Raw genomic sequence first — 20,700 nt, 5'->3', positions numbered from 1 at the left:
ATTTTAATTATATATAACAATAGAAATAGAATGATTTTAATAGTTTAATTCAAAATTTCCATTTCTTAGGCCAAGCTTTTTAAATAGCAAAAAGCCCCAAATTTAGGGCTTCTATTTTAGATCATCTAATATATCGACAACCTTATCTAATTTATGGATGGTATAATCAATTCTTATGCCTAAATCATTGTCTAAATCTTCTGGATTGTACCAAATGTTTCTAATACCTGCATTGTTTGACCCTAGCATATCTGATGTGAGCGAATCACCTATTAGGATGTATTCTTCTTTATTTTTTGACTCAATGCTTTCAAATACTAAGTCAAAGTATTCTAGGCTAGGCTTATCATAGCCCATGTCTTCTGATATGAAGACCCCATCAAAGACCTTGTCTAGGCCAGAGTTTTTGAGTTTGCCTGATTGGGCGATCTTGGATCCATTGGTTACAGCGTATTGTTTGTAGTCTTTGGAAAGTTTTCGGAGAACCTCTTCGGCACAGTCGTTGAAAAAAACTTGTTTGCCTAGTTCTTCTTGGTAAAAGAGATTAAAGTCATTTACCAATCTCTCATCGTAGGCTATGTCATAGAGGTCAAAGAACTCCTCAAATCTCCCTGTCAAGATTTCCTCACGAGTCATTTCCCCCTTTTCTAGCATCTTCCAATATTTGTCGTTTATATTTTTGTAAACTTCTAGGGCTTCGTCATCTCCTATGTCTAGGCCAAATTTATCAAAGCCCTTGGTCATAGATGCTCTTTCTGCCAGGTCGAAGCTTAAAAGTGTATTGTCAATGTCCCAAAGTAAATATTTTATCAATTGTTTATCCTTCCTAGAATGAAATTTTAAAGACTAAGGCCAATATAGTTATGATTACTGCTATTGGCACATAGATATATCTACCTATTTTATACCAGTTTTTACCATAATTTCTTTTGGCAGATAGGTTTATCTCTGCTAGGAGCTTATCTTTTTGCAAAATATAGAACCAAGTTATAGCTCCAATTGATGCTCCTATTGGTATGATGTAGATTGAAACTATATCCATATATGGACCAAAGGAACTTATGGTCTCAAGGTTGATTCCTAGGACAAACACTAGTAAGCCAAGGCCTAAGAAAACTATCTTCCTAGTTAATTTAACAAATCTATGGGTCATAGATTCTGCTATAACTTCAAACATATTTTGCAAAGAAGATATACCGGCAAAGACTACAGCAAGGTAGAGTATGATTGCAAAGATTCTTCCAAATCTAATATTTAAAAGTATGGTTGGTAGAGTCACAAATAGTAGTGATGGGCCGCCAACTCCAGTCATTCCAAAGACGCTTATAGCTGGTATTATGACAAAGGAAGCTATCAAACCTGCCAATGTGTCCAAAAATCCAGTTTGGACTGATGAGTGGACTAGGTCTTCCTTTTTGTCAATATAGGCTCCTACAACTATCATACCAGATCCTGTTATGGATAAGGAAAAGAAAGCTTGGCCCATGGCGTTTACTATGGTCTGTATATTTACTTGTTCAGGCCTATAGGTGAACATATTTTTGTAGCCTTCTATAGAATTTGGTAAGCTTGCCACTTTGATGGCAAGGATTAGAAAAAGTATGAAAAACGTCGGCATCATAATTTTGTTTGTTTTTTCTATAGACCTTGCCCCACCTATGCAGGTTAGTATTGTTACTATGATAATTGTGATGTGATAGATTAGGACAGAATGCTCTTTATTGGCAAAGCTATCAAACCAAATTTCAGATGATGTCCTAAAAATCTCACCTGTAAGCGAATCCACAAAACCCTTTAGTACATAGGCAACTATGACAGAATATCCTATGGCTATGAGAAATGTTCCAATAAGTGGCACATAGCCAATGTATCTACCCAAAGTCTTGTTTTTGTTAGCTGACCTAAAAGAGTACTCGTAGGCACCCAAGGTCCCTGTTTTTGCCATCCTACCGACTGCAAATTCAGATGATAGGCCTACATAGGAAAATATCCCTGCAAATATAATATAAAATAATAAAAATACTAGGCCTCCCTGCTGGAATTTATATGGGAAACCCCATATATTTGCCATTCCTACAGCAGAACCTACTGCTGATAAGATGAGACCTAGTCTTGATGAAAATTTCTTGTTCATAATTTATCCCTTTAAAGCAATAGTGTTTATAAGGGAATTATATCATAAAAATTAATATATACAAAGTGTTTTAGAAAGATATTTTAAATATCAAAGCTATAAGAGTCAAAACCACTGCTATAGGCACGTATACATACTTGCCTATTTTGTACCATCTGTCACCGTATGTTTTTTTGGATGATTTGTTTATTTCGGCTAATAGCTTGTCCTTTTTTAGTATATAAAACCAAGTTATAGAACCAATAGAAGCTCCTATGGACATTATATATATGGATACTATATCCATGTAATGGCCTACTTGGTCTATGGTTTCCATATTTAAACTTATGGCTATTGTGACAAGTCCTATGATTAGCAGAGCTAGATTTCTGCTAAGTTTGTCAAATCTACCGGTCAGAGATGCCACAACTGGTTCAAACATATTTTGCAAGGATGATATACCTGCAAATATTACTGCCAAATATAATATTATGGAAAATATACGTCCAAAGAATATATTTTGGAGTATTGTTGGTAAGGATATAAACAATAGTCCCGGCCCTCCAACTTGTTCCATACCAAATACGCTTAGAGCTGGAATCATGACACAAGAAGCAAGGATTGCTGCAATTGTATCGTAAAGGCCTGTTTGCTTGGATGAATTCATAAGGTCCACATCATCATTGGTATATGAACCAACTGTGACCATGGCAGCTCCTGTTAGTGATAGGGAGAAAAATGCCTGGCCCATGGCTGATATTATGGTATCTAGATTAATCTTACTAGGATCAAATCTAAACATAAATTTGTAGCCTTCTATGGATCCATCTAAAAATAATATCCTTATAACCAAGATTAGAAATAAAACAAAAAATGTTGGCATCATAATTTTGTTAGATTTTTCTATGGTTTTTGCCCCACCTATACAAGTTAGGATGGTTAATATAATTATCACTATGTGATAGATTACCACACCATAATTTTTACTAGAAAAGCTATTAAACCATTCTTCTGCTGGCATAGTGAAAAGCTGGCCGTTTAGGGAATCGATAAAGGCTTTTGATACATAAGCCACTATAACCGAATATCCAATGGCTATGAGAAATAATGCAAATAGTGGTATGTATCCCAAGATTCGCGCTATTTTTTTACTTTTACCAGCAGATTCAAAGGCAATCTCATAAGAACCAAGGGATCCTTTTGGACTCATCCTACCTGCTGCAAATTCGCTGGATAGGCCCACGTAGGAAAATAGTATGACAAATGCTAGGTAAAATAACAAGAAGACTAGTCCTCCTTCTTGGAATTTGTAAGGGAATCCCCATATATTTGCCATACCTACGGCTGAACCTACTGCTGTTAATATAAATCCTATTTTTGAAGAAAATTTCTTTTCCATTCTTTACCTCTTATTGAAAAATTTTAATAAAAGTATATCACACTTTAAAGCGAAATAAAAGGCATAAAAAAAGGATGCTCATAGCATCCAAATTTTTATAAGTGACTTTCGTCAATAATATCTTTCAAGGTTTGGGCAGATTTGTCCATGTTTTCCTTTTCTATGTCAGTTAGTGGGATTTCTATTACCCATTTTGCGCCATCTTTGCCAATGATGGTTGGAACTCCTAGGTAGATATCATCTAGGCCGTATTCGCCCTTTAGGTATGATGATGTTGAATAAACTGAATTTTCATCGTCTATAATGGCTCTTACTAGGGCCGTTAGTGCCATGCCTATACCATAGAATGTTGCTCCCTTTTTCTTTATAATCTCATAGGCTGCGTTCTTTGACTTTTCAAAGGTATCTAGTAGGGCTTTTTCGTCAAGTTCGCTTTGGTTTCTGACCCATTCGTATATTGGCAAGCCACCTATGTTTGTATGTGACCACACTGGAAATTCTGTATCTCCATGTTCACCCATGATGAAAGCTTCCACACTTCTTGGATCTATACCGATAAGCCCCGCTATCTCTTTTTTGAACCTAGATGAATCTAGGGTTGTACCAGTTCCTATGACCTTGGATGCAGGAAATCCTGAATATTTCCATGTAGCATAAGTTAGTATATCAACTGGGTTACTTGCTATTAAAAATATGCCATCAAAACCACTGTCAACGACTTTTCCTATCATCTCTTTGAAGATGGCAAGGTTTTTGTCTACTAGATCAAGTCTTGTTTCGCCTTCCTTTTGGGCAGCTCCAGCAGTGATTACAACAACTTCTGCATCCTTGCAGTCGCTATAGTCAGCCTTGTATATATTTTTAGGTTTAGTGAAGCTTATGGCATCTGTTAAATCCATTACTTCTCCTTCTACCTTATCTTCGTTTATGTCAATGATGCCAAGCTCTCTGCCAACTCCAAGTAGTGTAGAAGCATAGGCAAAGGAAGAACCTACAGCACCAGTTCCTATTAGGATTATTTTGCTATCTTTCATATTAACTCCTTATCTTTTCTAAAAAGTTCTACAATATATATTTAACCATATCTGACCTTAGATAACAATTATCACTATCATTTATAGGATTTATAAATTAAAAAAGAGCTTTTGCAAATAAATCTAGCAATTTGCAAAAACTCATTTTTTTATTTATTGTATTTTTTCTTCATTTCTTCTATATAGGCACCATCTGCAAAATAGTCTATGCCCATGGCTTTTTTGACAGCATCAATCTTTGCTCTTCCTACTTTCCTAGCATCTGCTGTGCCTTTTTCAAGAATAGCCACTACATCATCTATATGGTTTTCATAGTAGGCTCTTTTTTCTCTGATTGGTTCTAATTCTTCTTCCAAAACTTTGATGAGGAATTTTTTGACCTTGACATCTCCAAGTCCTCCTCTTCTGTAGTGGTCCTTGAGTTCGTCTAGGTTCTTATAATCTGGCAAATATTTTTCAAAATGACTGTCATTTGAAAAGACATCTAGGTAGGTAAAGACTATATTGCCCTCTACCTTGCCTGGATCATCGATATTGATATGGTTAGGGTCTGTGTACATGGCCATAACCTTTTTCTTGATGGTCTTCTTATCATCAGCTAGGTAGATAGCATTGCCCAAAGACTTGCTCATCTTAGCATTGCCATCTATGCCTGGCATACGGCGTGCATTTTCATTTTCCGGCAAAACAGCTTCTGGCTCTACAAAAAGATTGCCATAGATGTTGTTAAATGACCTAGAAATCTCTCTGGCTTGCTCTAGCATTGGTTCTTGGTCCACACCAACTGGTACTATATTTGCATCAAAAAGCAAGATATCTGCAGCTTGGCTTACAGGATAAATCAAGAAACCAGCAGGTAGACTTGTTTCGAAATTTCTTAGTTTAATTTCACTTTTAACAGTAGGGTTACGCTCTAGTCTTGATAGGGTGACTAGATTTAGGAAATAAAATGTAAGCTCTGTTAGTTCTTCTACTTGTGATTGAACAAAGATGGTTACTTTTTCTGGGTCAATGCCTACAGAAAGATAGTCCAAGGCAACTTCGATGAGGTTTTCTCTTATCTTTCCAGGGTTATCAAAGTTGTCTGTGAGAGCTTGGCTATCGGCAATCATTACATACATCTTGTCAAAATTGCCCTCGTTTTGCATTTTAACCCTGTTTTTTAAGCTGCCTACATAGTGTCCTAGGTGAAGACGACCTGTTGGTCTATCTCCTGTCAAAATTATATTTTTTTCGTCCAAAATATTCTCCTTTTAAAAAAGAGAGGATTAATCCCCTCTATTTATTATCCTTATGGCTTTCTGCTAAATATGCATCTATAAATCCTTGGATATCCCCATCCATAACACTTTCCACATTACCCACTTCGTAGTTGGTTCTGTGGTCTTTTACAAGGGTGTATGGTTGGAATACATAGGATCTAATTTGGCTGCCCCAGGCAATTTGTGTGTATTTGCCTTGGATGTCCTCTATTTTTTCCCTTTGTTCTTCTTCTGCAATTTGAACTAGCTTTGCATAAAGCTGTTTCATTGCTGTTTTCTTGTTTTGGGTTTGGGAACGTTCGGCTTGAGAACTAGCCACAACTCCTGTTGGTATGTGGGTAATCCTTACTGCTGAGTCAGTCTTGTTGACGTGTTGGCCACCAGCCCCACTTGCCCTATAGGTATCTATCCTTAGATCATTGGGGTCGATTTCTACTTCAGTTGTATCATCAAGTTCTGGGAATATATCCACTGATGAAAATGAAGTGTGACGTCTGGCACCGGAATCAAATGGAGAAATACGAACAAGCCTGTGGACTCCCTTTTCTCCTTTGAGATATCCGTAAGCATAGGAACCCTTGATAGCTATGGTAGCTGATTTGATGCCCCCTGCTTCTTCGTTGTTTAGGTCAGTTATTTCGTATTTGAAACCATTTTGGTCAAAATATCTGGTGTACATACGAAGTAACATAGAAGCCCAGTCGGTTGCCTCTAGCCCACCTGCACCAGCGTTGATGGACATATAAGCATTGTTTTTGTCATATTCACCATCAAGTTGGGTTCTTAGTTTCATAGCAGAAACTTTTTTAGATAGCTCTTTAAGGTCAGCTGCTATTTGATCAAGGGTATTTGTCTCTGCTTCCTCGCTCATCTCAACTAAGTCGATTAAGTCAGTATTATCTGAGATAGCTTCCATTATAGAATTGTAGGAAGAAAGCTCATCTTTTTTGTTTGACAAGTCTGCCATAATATGTTGAGCTTTTTCACTATCGTCCCAAAAATCAGCTTGGAAAGTTTGTTTTTCTAGAGAATCTACTTCTTTTTTTAGACTTTCTGGGTCAAAGAGAGTCTCCGATTAATTTCATTGTAGCTGATAAGTCGCCAATTGTTTCTCTAAGTTGGTATATTTCTGCCATTATTATTTCTTAACCTTAGATTTTTTTGCAATACGTTCTAGTTTTCTACGTTCTGCCCTGTTAAGGTTTGATAATTGGTCATCTTCATCAGAAAGCTCGTTAGCTGATAGAACTTCTACATCACTTGAGCCATCATCTGATGGTTGTACTTCCTTATCTGGAACTAGAACTTGTTTTCTTTGGATATTTTGTCTGATTTCAACATTCATCATGTATCTTACAGTTTCTTCTTGGATAGATCTGGTCATCTCTTCATACATATCGAAACCTTCGTTTGTATACGCACGAACTGGGTCTTCGTTACCCATTGCACGAACACCGATTTCTTTTCTCATTTGATCCATGGCATCGATGTGGTCCATCCATTTTTGGTCGATTACACGAAGCATTATTACTCTTTCTACTTCTCTCATGTTTGAAGATCCAAATTGTGATTCTTTGTCTTCGTATTTTGCAAGAGTTGCTTCTGTGATATAGTCAATCAAATCTTGTTGGCTGTAATTGTTGATGTTTTCAAAATGTAGTTGGGTTACTGGTATACCAAGGCTATTTAGGTAGTTTAATAGGGCTACCATTTCCCAGTTTTCTGGTTTTACTTCTGGGTTTGTAAATGTATAAACAGAATCTGTTATAACATTTTTAATCATAGCTATGATAGTTTCTTTCATATCATTACCATAAAGTACGTCTTTACGTTCGTTGTAGATTATGGTTCTTTGTTTGTTCATGACATCATCGTATTGTAATACTCTCTTACGAGTAGCAAAGTTGTTTGCTTCTACTCTAGTTTGAGCCTTTTCAATAGACCTTGTAACCATCTTTGAAACTATTGGTTCATCTTCGTCAAAGTTTGCACTTTCGATGAATTTGGCAACTTGCTCGCCACCATTCAGTCTGATTAGGTCATCCTCAAGAGATATGAAGAATCTTGATTGTCCTGGGTCTCCTTGACGACCAGAACGGCCACGTAGCTGGTTATCTATACGGCGTGATTCGTGACGTTCTGAACCTATAATGTATAGGCCACCTACTTCTTTTACTCTTTCAGCTTCTTCTTTGACTTTCGGTCTTATGATGTCTTTTTCGTGTCTGTATTTTTTGCGAGCTTCTAGGATTTCTTGGTCATTAGTTTCTGCAAAGCTATCTACTTGTTCTAGTAGTTCTTCGCTCATACCATCTCTTTTTAGTTTTTGCTTAGCCATATCATCGACATTACCACCAAGCATAATATCTGTACCACGACCAGCCATGTTTGTTGCTATAGTTACTGCACCAAAACGACCAGCTTCTGCTACTATTGCAGCTTCTCTCTCGTGGTTTTTAGCATTAAGTACTGTGTGTTTGATACCCGCCCTCTTTAGAGCTTCTGATAATCTCTCACTTGCTTCAATTGATATAGTACCTATAAGGATAGGTTGTCCTGTTGGGTGGACTCTGTTGATTTCTTCGATGATTGCTCTGTATTTTCCATTTTCGTTGATATAAACATAGTCAACGTCATCTTTTCTTGCTATTGTTTTGTTGGTTGGGATTTCTACAACGTCAAGGTTATAGATTTCGTCAAACTCTTCTTCCTCAGTCTTTGCAGTACCAGTCATGCCTGATAACTTGTCGTACATTCTAAAGTAGTTTTGGAAAGTGATTGTAGCAAGAGTCTTAGATTCTGCTTTTACTTCTACACCTTCTTTAGCTTCTATAGCTTGGTGAAGACCATCTGAGAAACGACGACCTTGCATTATACGACCTGTGAATTCATCTACGATTTCAACTTCACCATGGTTTACTACATAGTCTATGTCTCTGTGCATAGTAGTATTTGCCTTAAGGGCATTGTTGATGTAGTGAGATAGCTCTAGGTTTTCGCTGTCAGATAAGTTTTCTATACCAAAGTATTTTTCTGCCTTAGCTGTACCTTTTTCTGTAAGGTTTGAAGATTTTCTCTTCTCATCAACTATAAAATCAACGTCTTCTACCTTGAATTCCCTGTCAAATGGGTCAATCTCTGCATCCTCGTTTGGATCTAGGATTCTACCTTCAAGAGTTAGGATAAACTCGTTAGCTTTTTGGTAAGTATCAGTTGATTCATCACCTTGGCCAGAAATAATAAGTGGTGTACGAGCTTCATCAATAAGGATAGAGTCAACCTCATCGACTATAGCATAGTTTAGGCCACGTTGTACCATGTCTTCCTTGTAGATAACCATGTTATCTCTTAGGTAGTCGAAACCAAATTGGTTGTTGGTACCATAGGTAATGTCAGCAGCGTAGTTTTCTTGTCTTTCAGAATTGGTTAGACCATAGATGATACATCCAACAGTCATACCAAGGAAAGTATAAATCTTGCCCATCCACTCTTGGTCACGCTTTGCAAGATAGTCGTTAACAGTAACTATGTGGACACCCTTACCTGTAAGGGCATTTAGGTAGGCTGGACAAGTCTCAACAAGGGTCTTACCTTCACCTGTCTTCATCTCTGCTATCTGACCATTGTGCAAAACAATACCACCAAGTAATTGAACTGGGTAATGTTTCATATTAAGGACTCTGTCACTTGCTTCACGTACTACAGCAAAAGCTTCTGGAAGCAAATCATCTAGAGTTTCTCCATCTTTTAATCTTTGTCTAAATTCTACTGTTTTGTTTCTTAATTCTTCGTCACTAAGACTTTGCATTTTTTCATCTAGGGCAAGAATCTTATCAACAACCTTCATATTGTTGTCTATTTCTTTTTGACTAAATGACTTAAATAGGTTAAATATTGCCAAATTATTCACTCTCCAATTTTCTAATCATCTTAGGCTCATGGCTTTAGCTATTAACCATGAGGGTAAAAATAATCAAATTATTTCACTAATATATTAAATGAAAACTTTTATTTTGTAAAGTTACCAGATAATAGACTAGCTTATGTTCTTATTCATATAAAAAACGCAGTAGAACTTAAGTCACTTAAGAGACTGCGTAATCTATAATTATATAAGTAATTACTGTTTACTATCATACCTATAAATAAGTTTTTTTCAATTAAAAAAGAGCGGATATACCGCTCCTTTGTGAATTTATCTTTGAGTTGGAATTATTACTCCATAACCACCATTTTTCCTACGATATACTATACGTAGATTCATATCTTGATCATCTTGGTAAACATAGAAATCGTGGTTAAGTAGTTCCATTTGCATTGCTGCTTCCTGGTCGCTCATAGGCTTCATCTTTACTTCTTTTTCACGAACAATCTTGATTTCATCATCGTCATAGGAATCGTCGATATTGTATTCGCTGTCAAAAGATTCGTTGAAGCTTTCAAATTTGATTGACCCTGAAGTTCTGTGCTTTAATAATCTAGTCTTATGTTTCCTAATCTGGCGAACAAGAGCATCCATGGTTCTGTCGATAGCGTTTTGATAGGACTCTTCCATGCTTTCTGCTCTAAGGATAGTACCACCATCAAGAATTATGGTCGATTCTACCTTATAGTCATTGCCCTCTTGGGAAATCTTGACATCCATAGCTTGTTGGTCGTCAAAATATTTGTTAAGTCGATCGAATTTCTTTTCTACTTCATCTTTGATATCTTGGGTGATGTTTATGTTTTTTCCCACTAAGTTTATTTTCATATTCTCTCTCCTTATGCTTTTTATATTATTACCCCAAAATGTTAAAAACAAAACTATATCATTCCAAAGATTTAGAAAATACTGTATAATTAAAATAATATGATGGAGGTATTATGAGTAAAACTAAGATTAAAGATATACTAGGATACGATTTTTTGCGTGGCCTAGAAATATCAAATGACAAAAGTAAGCTTGCTTACACCAAGACAAAGGCAAATTATGACGACAACAAATATGAAAATGACATCTGGATTTATGACACAAAAGAAAATGTAACTTACCCTGTAACAAATTCAAAAGAAAGTTCTATTTTTACTTTTGACCAATCATCCAATCTAATCTACAAGGCAAAAAGTACAGATGATGAGGATGTTTTCAACAAGGTTGGAGATCACGGAGTTGGTGAGAAATATTTTGCAATAGAAAAAAATGTATCTCGAATAGACTGGCTAAAAGATGACCTATATCTAATCAATGCAAGTGATAAAAAATCTAAAGAAGAAAAGGATAAAGATAAGGAAAATAATTATTTCAAAGAAGTAATTGATCTGCCATTCTGGCTAAACGGTGCTGGATATCTTAAACATGAGAAAAGCTCCTATTATTTCTATGATGCCGAAGATAAAAACCTATCAAAAATCATAGATTCTGATTTTGACCATGAAATTAGCTTCTTAAATATAAATGAAGATCACACAAAGCTTGTCTATGCCAAAGCAAACTATGACAAGGCAAGGGTTATGAACTTGCATGAATCCTTGTATCTTTACGATATAAAAAAGAAAAAATCAAAACTTTTAATAGATGCTAATTTTTCTTTCTACTATGCCAACTTTATAGATGATAAGATTATCTTTGTAGCAACTGATATGAAAAAAGGCGGAATAAACGAAGATGCCTTTATCTATATCTGTGATTTTGACGGTTCATATGAAAAAATAACCGACGATAAATTTGATATGGCCTTTGGTAATAGCATAGGTACTGATGCAAGATATGATGGAGCTAAGACTTTTGCTATAGCCAATAACCGACTATATTTTGTTGTAACAGAAAAAGAAGATAGCAAACTTTATTCTATAGATAAAACCGGTGATATTAAGCTAGAAATTGTCTCAAGAGTGGAAGACTTTGCTATAAAGGACGATGCATTATACTACTTTGCTATGGATAAAGATAGCCTATACGAACTTTACAAAAAAGATTCTGATACGGCTCTAATTGAAAATAAAATCACTACAAAGCTAGGAAATATAGAAACATTTGAATTTAAGTCAAATGGAGATACACTAAAAGGCTATGTGCTCCTTCCTACAAAATTTGATAAGAATAAGAAGTATCCAACTATCCTATCCATCCACGGTGGACCAAAGACAGAATTTTCTGATATCTTCCACCACGAACACCAAGTTTTTGCCAATGATGGATACATTGTAATCTATACAAATCCACATGGTTCATCTGGAAATGGCGTTACCTTTAGCGATATCAGGGGCTTATATGGGGCTAAGGACTATGAAGACCTAATGAGATTTACTGATTTAGCTATAGAAAAGTATTCACAAATAGATGAGAAACGTATGGGAGTATATGGCGGATCTTATGGTGGATTTATGACAAATTGGATTATAGGTCACACTGATAGATTTGCTGCAGCTTGCGCCCAAAGATCTATATCAAACTGGATAAGTTTCTACGGTGTATCTGACATAGGTTACTATTTTGCAAACGACCAAACAGGGGCAAAGGATCCATGGGAAGATTTAGAAAAGATGTGGGACCAATCTCCACTAAAATACGCTGATAAGGTAGTAACTCCTACCCTATTCATCCACTCTGATGAGGACTATCGCTGCCCACTAGAGCAAGGTCTACAAATGTATACAAAGATTAAACTAAATGGTGTAGATACAAAAATGTATATATTCCACGGTGAAAATCATGAACTATCAAGGTCTGGTAAACCAAAGCCAAGGCTAAAGAGACTTAAAGAAATTAAAAAATGGTTTGATGGATATTTGAAATAATGAAGATTGAGACAAAGGTAAAATTTAAAAAGACCATAAGCGATATGATTTATAGGTTTAAGTACCACGAAGTAACCAATAACTCAGCAGCTTTATCTTTCTACTTCTTACAAGCATCTATACCACTATCAATGGTGCTTGTATCAGTCGCTTCTAAGATTTTAGAAAATAATGTTGATGCTATATATTCACTATTAGAATTTTTGCCATCAACTTCAAAGGATATGGTTAAATGGGTCATTGACACTATGTTTGTCAATACTAGTTCAACATCGGTTACTGTTATTACCGTGCTTTTTGCCCTTTGGTCTGCCACCAAGGGTATGAATAACCTAATCACATCTATAAATAAAGCCTATGGTCTTGAGGGTGAAAATAAGTATATCAAACAGAGACTTTTTTCACTGCTTTATACAATAATGTTTATAGTTTTTATACTGTTTATTTTGGTTTCACAGATTTATGGTCCTAGTATTTTGACTTTTATAAATAACAACATACTAACACGTATATCTGACAAAGCCTTTGGGGGCTTATTTGATAGTATATTTGAGGCCCTCTCATCTCCTCTATTTAGGTTGACGTTGACATTGGCACCCATACTAATAATTGCTCTAGCCTTTGGAGTATTTTATAGGTTTGCACCAAATAACAAGAATGATAGGGTTCCATTTAAAAGTGCCTTTTATGGAGGATTGTTTGCAATCATAACTATTTATATTGCAACCTTCTTGTACTCTTTCTTCTTGAACAATTTTTCCAAGCAATCTGTAGTGTATGGAGCTTTGGCAGGTATATTGGCCCTATTTATTTGGCTTAACTTAGTATCCACCATACTTATCCTTGGAGCTGAATTAATTGATTCTACTAAAGAAAACTTCGCAATAGCTTCTGATAAGGAGATTAGAGAATTTAAAGAAAACAACAAGTCTTTCAAAGAAAGCCTACAAACAACAATTGAGGAATCTATGATTAAAAAAGAAGATAAAAACGAAATAGTAGATAAGAGAACTTTAAGGAAACATTTCAGAGATCTAAGATACCATATGGATCCAACTAGGAAAAATATGGTAGACTATGCAATTTTTACAAAATTGTTGAATTCTGATATGTACAATGATGCTGAAAGTATATTTATCTACGTATCAGTGGCTGATGAAGTTGATACATTTGAGATTATCAGGCGATCTCTAGAAATGGGAAAGGATGTCTATGTGCCATATATCACCGATAGAGATGAAGGTCTTATGATTCCTATAAGAATCTATGATTTGGACAATCTAATCCCAGGAGAGTTTGATATACCAACATCATATACTATGGAAACTATAGAAAATCCTGATCTAACTATAGTTCCTGGCCTAGGCTTTGACAAAGACAAAAACCGCATGGGCTATGGTGGTGGTTACTACGACAGGTATCTTAACAAGGTAGAAACAAAAGCTGTAGGATTATTTGCAAGCGAATTTGAAGTCGAAGAGATTCCAACAGATGAATTTGACCACAAGCTTGATTATATCATTACAGAAAAAGAAATATTTTAAAAAAGTATACACTATGAAAAAAATAATAATTTTAATTCTTACTTTATTTTGTCTGAGCTCTTGTGATGTAGATAATGAAATACCTAATAACGATGGTTCCAAACTTGTTTACAGTAATCTACTAACTAAAAAAACTAAAGAAGATCTAGAAAGTATTTTTAAATCCTCTGACCTAGATCATAAGAAAACTGATAGATTTTTTAAGCAAGTAGAATTCTTTAATTCAAGTGTGAATAATAATTTATTAGTCAAAGAAGATTATGCAAAAGCCAATAAGATTAAAGACTATGACGTATATGCTATGCAAGATGAATTGTATAAATCAAATCCAGACTTTACAGGTATTAATTGTAGGATTACTACTTTTGGCTTAGTTTCTGATAAAATCGAGGTTAAGAATAAATCAAATCCTAATATGTCTGTTGTTGAAATTGATAATACAAGCTTTTCCAATCCACCTGTCCCTACTCTAGATAAAGATGAGATTGATAAGTTTAATAAGTTTTATTCTGCTATCCCTACAGAAAATAAAGATGATTTGGACTATCAAGCAAATAAAATTAAAGATTTTTGGGAGAATAGTGGTATCAAATTTCACAAAAATAGTTACTATGAAGTTATATCAGTTTTTGAATTTTCAAATATAGACGAAAATAAAAATGAGCTTTTTGTTGGCCATACTGGTCTATTATTTGGTCTAGAAGATGGTAGATTAATGCTAGTTGAAAAACTAGCTTTCACAGCTCCCTACCAAGTTGTAATCTTTGAAAATGACAATGATCTTTATGACTACTTGATGGATCTTTATGATTATTCCAATGATGAGTATCCAATCAAGCCTATTATATTTAGAGATGACAATTTGTTTGTAAAAAAATAACTCCTCATTTGGGGAGTTATTTTTTATATTATTGTATCTCTGTATAAGTAAATGTTTCTTTGCCTAGTTTATCCAAGTATTTTTCTATTTTTTTACTTCTTTTCCTATTCCAATCCTTATCGTAGACTAGAGGGTTGATACAATTGTCAAATCTTACTGGACTGGTATATTCTTCTTTCAAATCAGCCGCCATATTTTCTATAGTTTGGTCAAGGTCTAGGTTGTAGTAGGCAAATGGCTTATCTCCTATTACTTCCATTCGATTATCAAATATTAAATCTTCTATTGCTATCTTTGATAAGTTTACTCCGTTTTGAGTCGCATAGTAGTGGCAGCGACCTTGGCGTAGATTTATTTCAAATGCATAAATCTTTCCAGTATCTATATCCTTCTTAAAGTCAATATTAAATAGTCCATAAACTCCAAGACTTTCTACTATTTTTCTTGCGTAATCGTATAAAATATCTTGGTCAGTATCAATTTTGGCTACAAAATTGCCTACCCAATCTGGTCTTTTGTCAAGCATGACATTCTTGCAAGCTGACATAGAAAAACCAGCTTTTGACCTATAACCATCGATACTAAATTCGCTTCCGTCTCCTCCAGCTACAAATTCTTGGACCATCATATTCTTGTCATAACCATTAGAAAAAATATTTTCCAAGATTTTTATAGTCTGCTCTTTTGATTTGGAATGGTAGCCCTTTTGCCAGCCATCAAAATCAAGTTTTTTATAAAACACATCATCGTCTGCTTTTATGAAGACATTATCTGGAAAATCTAGTTTTCTATAATTTTCCTCATTTGCTAAAATTGTTTGTGGGACTAGGTCAAGATGGGCTATTTTTTGGTTAAATTCATCTTTAGTCTTTATAGAATTTATAGTGTCTATATCTGCATATGGGAGTTTTGGCTTAAATTCCAATAAAGTCAAATTATTTATGAGGAAATTTCTCATATAATCATCTGGAGCAAATATGATAAAATCATCGCATGAATCTTTGTAATCATGGTAAATTTCATTTAAAAGGCCCGAAAAAATATCTTTTTCTTTTGAGAAATCTTTCTTCTTGTAAAATTTAATTATATCAGAGTCTATACAAGGTAAGAATATAGCAGATGTTGCAACAACTGACTTTATGCCATAGGCTTCATGGATTTCCCTTGCTATAGAATATGTATTTAGGTCTGATCCTAGTATTATTGGTAAAAATTTTTTCATTCTTTTCTCCTTTGTAAGAGTCTATAGCAAATATTATATTATAGATTTATGCAAAGTAAAAGGCGCAAGCTTTCTTACGCCTAATTTAATTAGTTATTTTAAAATTCTATTCCAAAATCATGACCTTCTTGACCATCAATATTATATGATATATCTATGCCCTTTAGGCTATTTTTATCTTTAATTATGAAATAATCTTTGTTGTAGATTATCCCCTCTTCATCATCCCAAGTGGAGTACTGACTAACATTAGTAACTTCATTGTCATTATTATCAATTAATTTAACTCTTACATAATTTTCTGATCCATCACTTGCTTGTGTGCTTATAGAAGTTTTTTCATCTCTACTATCCACTATCCTATATTCAATTCTAAAAACCTTATCGTCATTTTCTTTAATATATTCTTTTAGGTTGCTTCTTTCATTTTGATCAAGTTTATCTTTATCCACAATGTCATATGATATAATTTCTAACTTTACATCATCTACTATATTTAAACTATAGGTCGCTGGCTCCATAGAATTATCAACTTCACTAACTTTCTCTTCTCCTGCATTTTGAATGTTTGAACATCCTGTAAAAAGTAGTATCGAAAATATTAATAGTAATTTCCTTATTTTTATAAGCATACTTCCTCCAAAAAAAATTTTTTTAATATTATATTATAATTTTTCTACCAGTTCAATATTACAAATAATCTCCAAACATCATAAAATTTTGTAAATTGTAACCATTCCTTAATTTTAATTTAATAGGATATTTGATATAATGATTAAGTTCACGAGGTGGATTATGGAAAGAAAAGTAAAAACAAAAAAGAATATCATTTATTAACAGCCCTTCGTGCCCTAGGATTTGTTGGAGTTAGCCTATTTCATAGATTTAGCCATGTGATTTCTGGTGGATATTTGGCTGTTATAATTTTCCTTCTCCTGTCCGGTTTTTTGACTATGATGGGAGCTGATAATAAAAAAAATCTAGATTTTAAAAAATCTTTGTCTATTTTTCTTAATAAATACATAAAGATTTTGGGACCGGTATTATTTATTATGGCAATAGTTATGGGCTTTTCTTTGGCTTTTGCCAGGGAAGTTTTTGATGATTCCATCAAATCTGTTATTCCTGTTGCCCTAAACTTTGAAAATATACAAAAAATCCTTATAAATGAAGATTACTTCAACCAACTTGGTAATTTTAACATCTTTAACCATTTATGGTATGTATCTATGTACATGCAATTTATTGCTATATTTATGGTAATTGATGGATTTACAAAAAAACTTAATGACAATTTAAAACTTATAGTTCATTTGTTGATCACAATTGTTAGTTTTATCCTAATGATAAGTTTAGGAAAAAACAATAGTGATATTACAAGAATATACAATGGTATAGATACTAGAATATCAGCATTTACGTTTGGAGTATCCTTATATCTACTAAACAAAAATTACTTGTCAAAGATTAAATTTAGCGAGTCTTTCTTAAAAATTTGTGGAATAAGCCTAGGAGTACTCTGTGTGCTTCCATTTTTTCTAGTTAATGGCAAAGATATCAGGTCATATAAATTTATCTTTATAGCCTTTACAATAATCACAGGTCTTTTGACTTTGACATTATTTAACTATGAGAAAAACTACTATAGGGCTAGGAAAAATAGATTCCAATTAATCTCCTACATTGGTGACAGGTCCTATTACCTATACTTGTGGCAATATGTGGTACAAATATTTTCTGTGTATTTCTTGCATGGGATAAATAATTTTCTTGTAGCCATTATAGAAATTTTTGCCATATTTATATTATCTGAGCTAACATATATTATATTTAAGAATAAGAAAATAAATCTAAGCTTGATTATGATATCAATACTTGCTCTTATTGGTCTAAGAATTACTTCAGCAAGCATTGGTAATGCCAAGGAAAAGGAAATAGCAGAATTAAGAAAAGAAATTACGGCCAATGAAGAATTAATCAAAAAGAGAAATGAAGAGGCAAAGAAAAAAAGCAAAGTAAAAGCTAATGATAAAAAAGATGGCAAGAATAAGTCTATAGATGATGTCGACACAAAAACATTGGATGCCCTAAATAAAAAAGATAATCCGAATTTTGAAGAAAAGTCCTATGATGATTTTGAATTTACAGAAAATGAGCTGGATTATTTGTCCAAAGTTTCTATCACTTCTGTAGGTGATTCTGTTATCATCAATGCCGATTCCTACATCAGAAAGTATATACCAAACTTCTATCTTGATGGAAAAGTAGGGCGAGATATGGTTAGTGGTCCAGAAATCTTATCGTCAATTAAGGAAAATATTGGCCTTGCTGATATAATAGTAATTTCTCTTGGGTCAAATGGTTCTGCCAACCATGCTGATATGGATAGAATCATGGAAATTGCTGATGGCCGTGATGTTTATTTTGTAAATACTTCCCATACCCAATCCTATATGGACTATGTTAACAATTCTATCAAGGAATACTGCGATAGCCACGATAAGGCCCACATGGTTGATTGGAGAAACTATATCAAGGATAAGCCAGATTATCTAGCAGCAGATAGAACCCATCCAAATATACCAGGATCAGATGCCTTTGCCAAACTTATTATGAGAAAGATTTTAAATGTCAACAAGGTAGAACCATAAAAATTTTTAGGAGGCGGAAATGAAGATAAGTGGAAAATGTCCAAAGTGTGGATCAAAGAAGATAATAATTGTTCCAGGCAAAAGAATCCCAGCTGAAGCAGGTAGGTCAATAATGATAGGCCAATCAGCCCTATCATCTGCCCTGTTTGATAGGTATGTCTGTAGCGAATGTGGATATTCTGAGGAATATTTTGATAAAGATAACATAGATAAGTTGATTAGTACGTTTGGAATCAATAATTAAAAAATCAAACTGACCCCGTTAGTTTTTACACTAGCGGGGTCAGTTTATTTGCAAAGGTTGGTCTATTTTGCTTTAGGTTCAATTTTTTCCTTGCCACCCATGTACATTCTAAGTGGTTCAGGTATTTTCACGCTGCCATCTGCTTGTAGTAAGTTTTCAAGGAAGGCTATAAGCATTCTTGGTGGTGCTACTACTGTGTTATTTAGTGTGTGGGCAAAGTATGTTCCATTTTCTCCACGAAGTCTGATACCTAGACGTCTTGCTTGGGCATCGCCAAGGTTAGAGCAGGATCCTACCTCAAAGTATTTTTGTTGTCGTGGGCTCCATGCCTCTACGTCACAAGATTTAACCTTAAGATCAGCTAGGTCTCCTGAACAGCATTCTAGAGTTCTTACTGGTATTTCTAGACTTCTGAAGAAATCTACTGTGTTATTCCATAGTTCATTGTAAAATTCTTTTGAATCTTCTGGTTTGCAGATGATTACCATCTCTTGCTTTTCGAATTGGTGGATACGGTATACTCCACGTTCTTCTATACCGTGAGCTCCAACTTCTTTTCTAAAGCATGGTGAATAAGATGTCATTTTTAGTGGCATAGCATCTTCTTCATTAATTGTATTGATGAATTTACCAATCATAGAGTGTTCACTTGTTCCTATTAAGTATAAGTCTTCACCCTCGATTTTGTACATCATGTTTTCCATCTCTTCAAAGCTCATAACACCAGTTACAACTTCTGAACGAATCATAAATGGTGGGATGTAGTAAGTATATCCACGGTCAATCATGAAATCACGAGCATAAGAAAGTATTGCAGAGTGAAGTCTTGCAATGTCACCTTTTAAGTAATAGAATCCTGCACCAGAAGTTTCGCGAGATGCATCTAAATCTATACCATCAAATGATTCCATTATATCTACGTGGTATGGAACTTCAAAGTCTGGCACTACAGGTTCTCCGTATCTATCGTTTTCTACATTTTCGCTGTCATCTTTGCCTATTGGAACAGTTTCATCGATGATTTGTGGGATTTTTTGCATACGAACTTTGACTTCTTCAGCCAAGTTTCTAGTTTCTTCTTCTATATGACTTAGTCTATCGTTGATTTCTCCAACATGAGCTTTAGCTTCTTCTGCTTCATCTTTTTTGCCTTGGCCCATTAGTGCGCCAATTTGTTTAGAAACCTTATTTCTTTCTGCTCTGAGATTATCTCCCTCAGTCTTTGCAGCTCTTGCCTTTTCATCTAGGTCTAAGACCTCATCTACTAAAACTAATTTCTCATCTTGGAACTTCTTTTTGATATTTTCTTTTACCATTTCTGGATTTTCTCTTAATAGCTTAATATCTATCATTTTTACTCCTTTTTTGGCAAATAAAAAAGACCTCATCCTACATGGGACGAAGGTCTCGTGGTGCCACCCAATTTAAAACTTAATTAATAAACAGCATAAAGGTAGATTCACTAGCTTCCGCTAAAGATTTGCACCGACCATCTTCTCTCTGCAAGCTTTCCCTAGTTACTATGTCTTATCGTAGCCATATTTAGTTAAGTATAGTATACATTGAAATCA

The 20,700-nt window shown here is 34.5% G+C and carries 16 protein-coding genes; 5 read left to right on the top strand and 11 right to left on the bottom strand.

The annotated features are described in order from the left end of the window. Window positions 1–111: 111 nt before the first annotated feature. From BN38_RS05590 to hpf, 8 genes are all read right to left on the bottom strand, one after another. A complete protein-coding gene (locus BN38_RS05590) occupies window positions 112–813 on the bottom strand; it encodes a YjjG family noncanonical pyrimidine nucleotidase (RefSeq protein ID WP_044565986.1) in 702 nt (233 codons plus the stop codon). Between the two features lie 13 nt (window positions 814–826). Then, window positions 827–2,134: a sodium-dependent transporter gene (locus BN38_RS05585; protein ID WP_044565985.1), complete on the bottom strand. Its 1,308-nt coding sequence runs from the start codon at window positions 2,132–2,134 to the stop codon at window positions 827–829. Window positions 2,135–2,204: 70 nt separating this feature from the next. Beyond that, window positions 2,205–3,512: a sodium-dependent transporter gene (locus tag BN38_RS05580; RefSeq protein WP_044565984.1), complete on the bottom strand. Its 1,308-nt coding sequence runs from the start codon at window positions 3,510–3,512 to the stop codon at window positions 2,205–2,207. A 95-nt stretch (window positions 3,513–3,607) separates the two neighbouring features. Next, window positions 3,608–4,546 (bottom strand): L-lactate dehydrogenase, encoded by a 939-nt coding sequence (locus BN38_RS05575; protein WP_044565983.1) that lies wholly within the window; start codon window positions 4,544–4,546, stop codon window positions 3,608–3,610. A 149-nt stretch (window positions 4,547–4,695) separates the two neighbouring features. After that, window positions 4,696–5,787, bottom strand: a complete 1,092-nt coding sequence (gene trpS / locus BN38_RS05570) for a tryptophan--tRNA ligase (protein WP_044565982.1) — start codon at window positions 5,785–5,787, stop codon at window positions 4,696–4,698. A 37-nt stretch (window positions 5,788–5,824) separates the two neighbouring features. Further along, window positions 5,825–6,944, bottom strand: a protein-coding gene (gene prfB, locus BN38_RS10755; protein ID WP_195890883.1) for a peptide chain release factor 2 whose coding sequence is annotated in 2 segments (ribosomal slippage) — window positions 5,825–6,868 and window positions 6,870–6,944 — 1,119 coding nt in all. Because the reading frame shifts where the segments join, the coding sequence is not laid out codon by codon here. 2 nt (window positions 6,945–6,946) lie between these two features. Beyond that, entirely contained in the window at window positions 6,947–9,709 is a 2,763-nt protein-coding gene (gene secA / locus BN38_RS05560; protein ID WP_044565981.1) for a preprotein translocase subunit SecA, read from the bottom strand. 294 nt (window positions 9,710–10,003) lie between these two features. After that, window positions 10,004–10,561, bottom strand: coding sequence for a ribosome hibernation-promoting factor, HPF/YfiA family (gene hpf, locus BN38_RS05555; RefSeq protein ID WP_044565980.1), 558 nt, complete (start codon window positions 10,559–10,561; stop codon window positions 10,004–10,006). A 113-nt stretch (window positions 10,562–10,674) separates the two neighbouring features. On the opposite strand from hpf, the gene BN38_RS05550 reads away from it, so the two are divergent. Genes BN38_RS05550 through BN38_RS05535 form a run of 3 tightly spaced genes read left to right on the top strand, consistent with a single transcriptional unit; the run spans window position 10,675 to window position 15,012 of the window. Beyond that, window positions 10,675–12,588 (top strand): alpha/beta hydrolase family protein, encoded by a 1,914-nt coding sequence (locus tag BN38_RS05550; RefSeq protein WP_044565979.1) that lies wholly within the window; start codon window positions 10,675–10,677, stop codon window positions 12,586–12,588. Beyond that, on the top strand, window positions 12,588–14,132 hold the full coding sequence (locus tag BN38_RS10750; RefSeq protein ID WP_049944451.1) for a 5-formyltetrahydrofolate cyclo-ligase: 1,545 nt from the start codon (window positions 12,588–12,590) through the stop codon (window positions 14,130–14,132). Before BN38_RS05550 ends, BN38_RS10750 begins: the two co-directional genes overlap by 1 nt. Window positions 14,133–14,145: 13 nt before the next feature. Then, complete coding sequence (locus BN38_RS05535) at window positions 14,146–15,012, top strand: DUF4300 family protein (protein ID WP_195890882.1); 867 nt, start codon at window positions 14,146–14,148, stop codon at window positions 15,010–15,012. Window positions 15,013–15,040: 28 nt separating this feature from the next. Here the strand turns inward: BN38_RS05535 and BN38_RS05530 are convergent, their stop codons facing one another. Both BN38_RS05530 and BN38_RS05525 read right to left on the bottom strand, forming a co-directional pair. Beyond that, the gene (locus BN38_RS05530; RefSeq protein WP_044565977.1) at window positions 15,041–16,234 is read right to left on the bottom strand and encodes an ATP-grasp domain-containing protein; all 1,194 of its coding nucleotides are present in this window, start codon (window positions 16,232–16,234) and stop codon (window positions 15,041–15,043) included. A 98-nt stretch (window positions 16,235–16,332) separates the two neighbouring features. Then, on the bottom strand, window positions 16,333–16,866 hold the full coding sequence (locus BN38_RS05525; RefSeq protein ID WP_044565976.1) for a hypothetical protein: 534 nt from the start codon (window positions 16,864–16,866) through the stop codon (window positions 16,333–16,335). A 156-nt stretch (window positions 16,867–17,022) separates the two neighbouring features. On the opposite strand from BN38_RS05525, the gene BN38_RS05520 reads away from it, so the two are divergent. Continuing rightward, window positions 17,023–18,885 carry an acyltransferase family protein gene (locus tag BN38_RS05520; protein WP_044565975.1) on the top strand — a complete coding sequence of 621 codons (1,863 nt, stop codon included), beginning with the start codon at window positions 17,023–17,025 and terminating at the stop codon, window positions 18,883–18,885. Between the two features lie 19 nt (window positions 18,886–18,904). Then, window positions 18,905–19,129 (top strand): hypothetical protein, encoded by a 225-nt coding sequence (locus BN38_RS05515; protein WP_044565974.1) that lies wholly within the window; start codon window positions 18,905–18,907, stop codon window positions 19,127–19,129. A 62-nt stretch (window positions 19,130–19,191) separates the two neighbouring features. Here the strand turns inward: BN38_RS05515 and serS are convergent, their stop codons facing one another. Next, entirely contained in the window at window positions 19,192–20,481 is a 1,290-nt protein-coding gene (serS, locus tag BN38_RS05510) for a serine--tRNA ligase (RefSeq protein WP_044565973.1), read from the bottom strand. Between the last annotated feature and the right edge of the window lie 219 nt (window positions 20,482–20,700).

This window comes from Anaerococcus provencensis (assembly GCF_000312365.2).
In the GTDB taxonomy this organism is placed as follows: domain Bacteria; phylum Bacillota; class Clostridia; order Tissierellales; family Peptoniphilaceae; genus Anaerococcus; species Anaerococcus provencensis.
The sequence above is the reverse complement of the archived record's forward strand: the minus strand, read 5'-3'. Positions and strand labels throughout refer to the sequence as shown.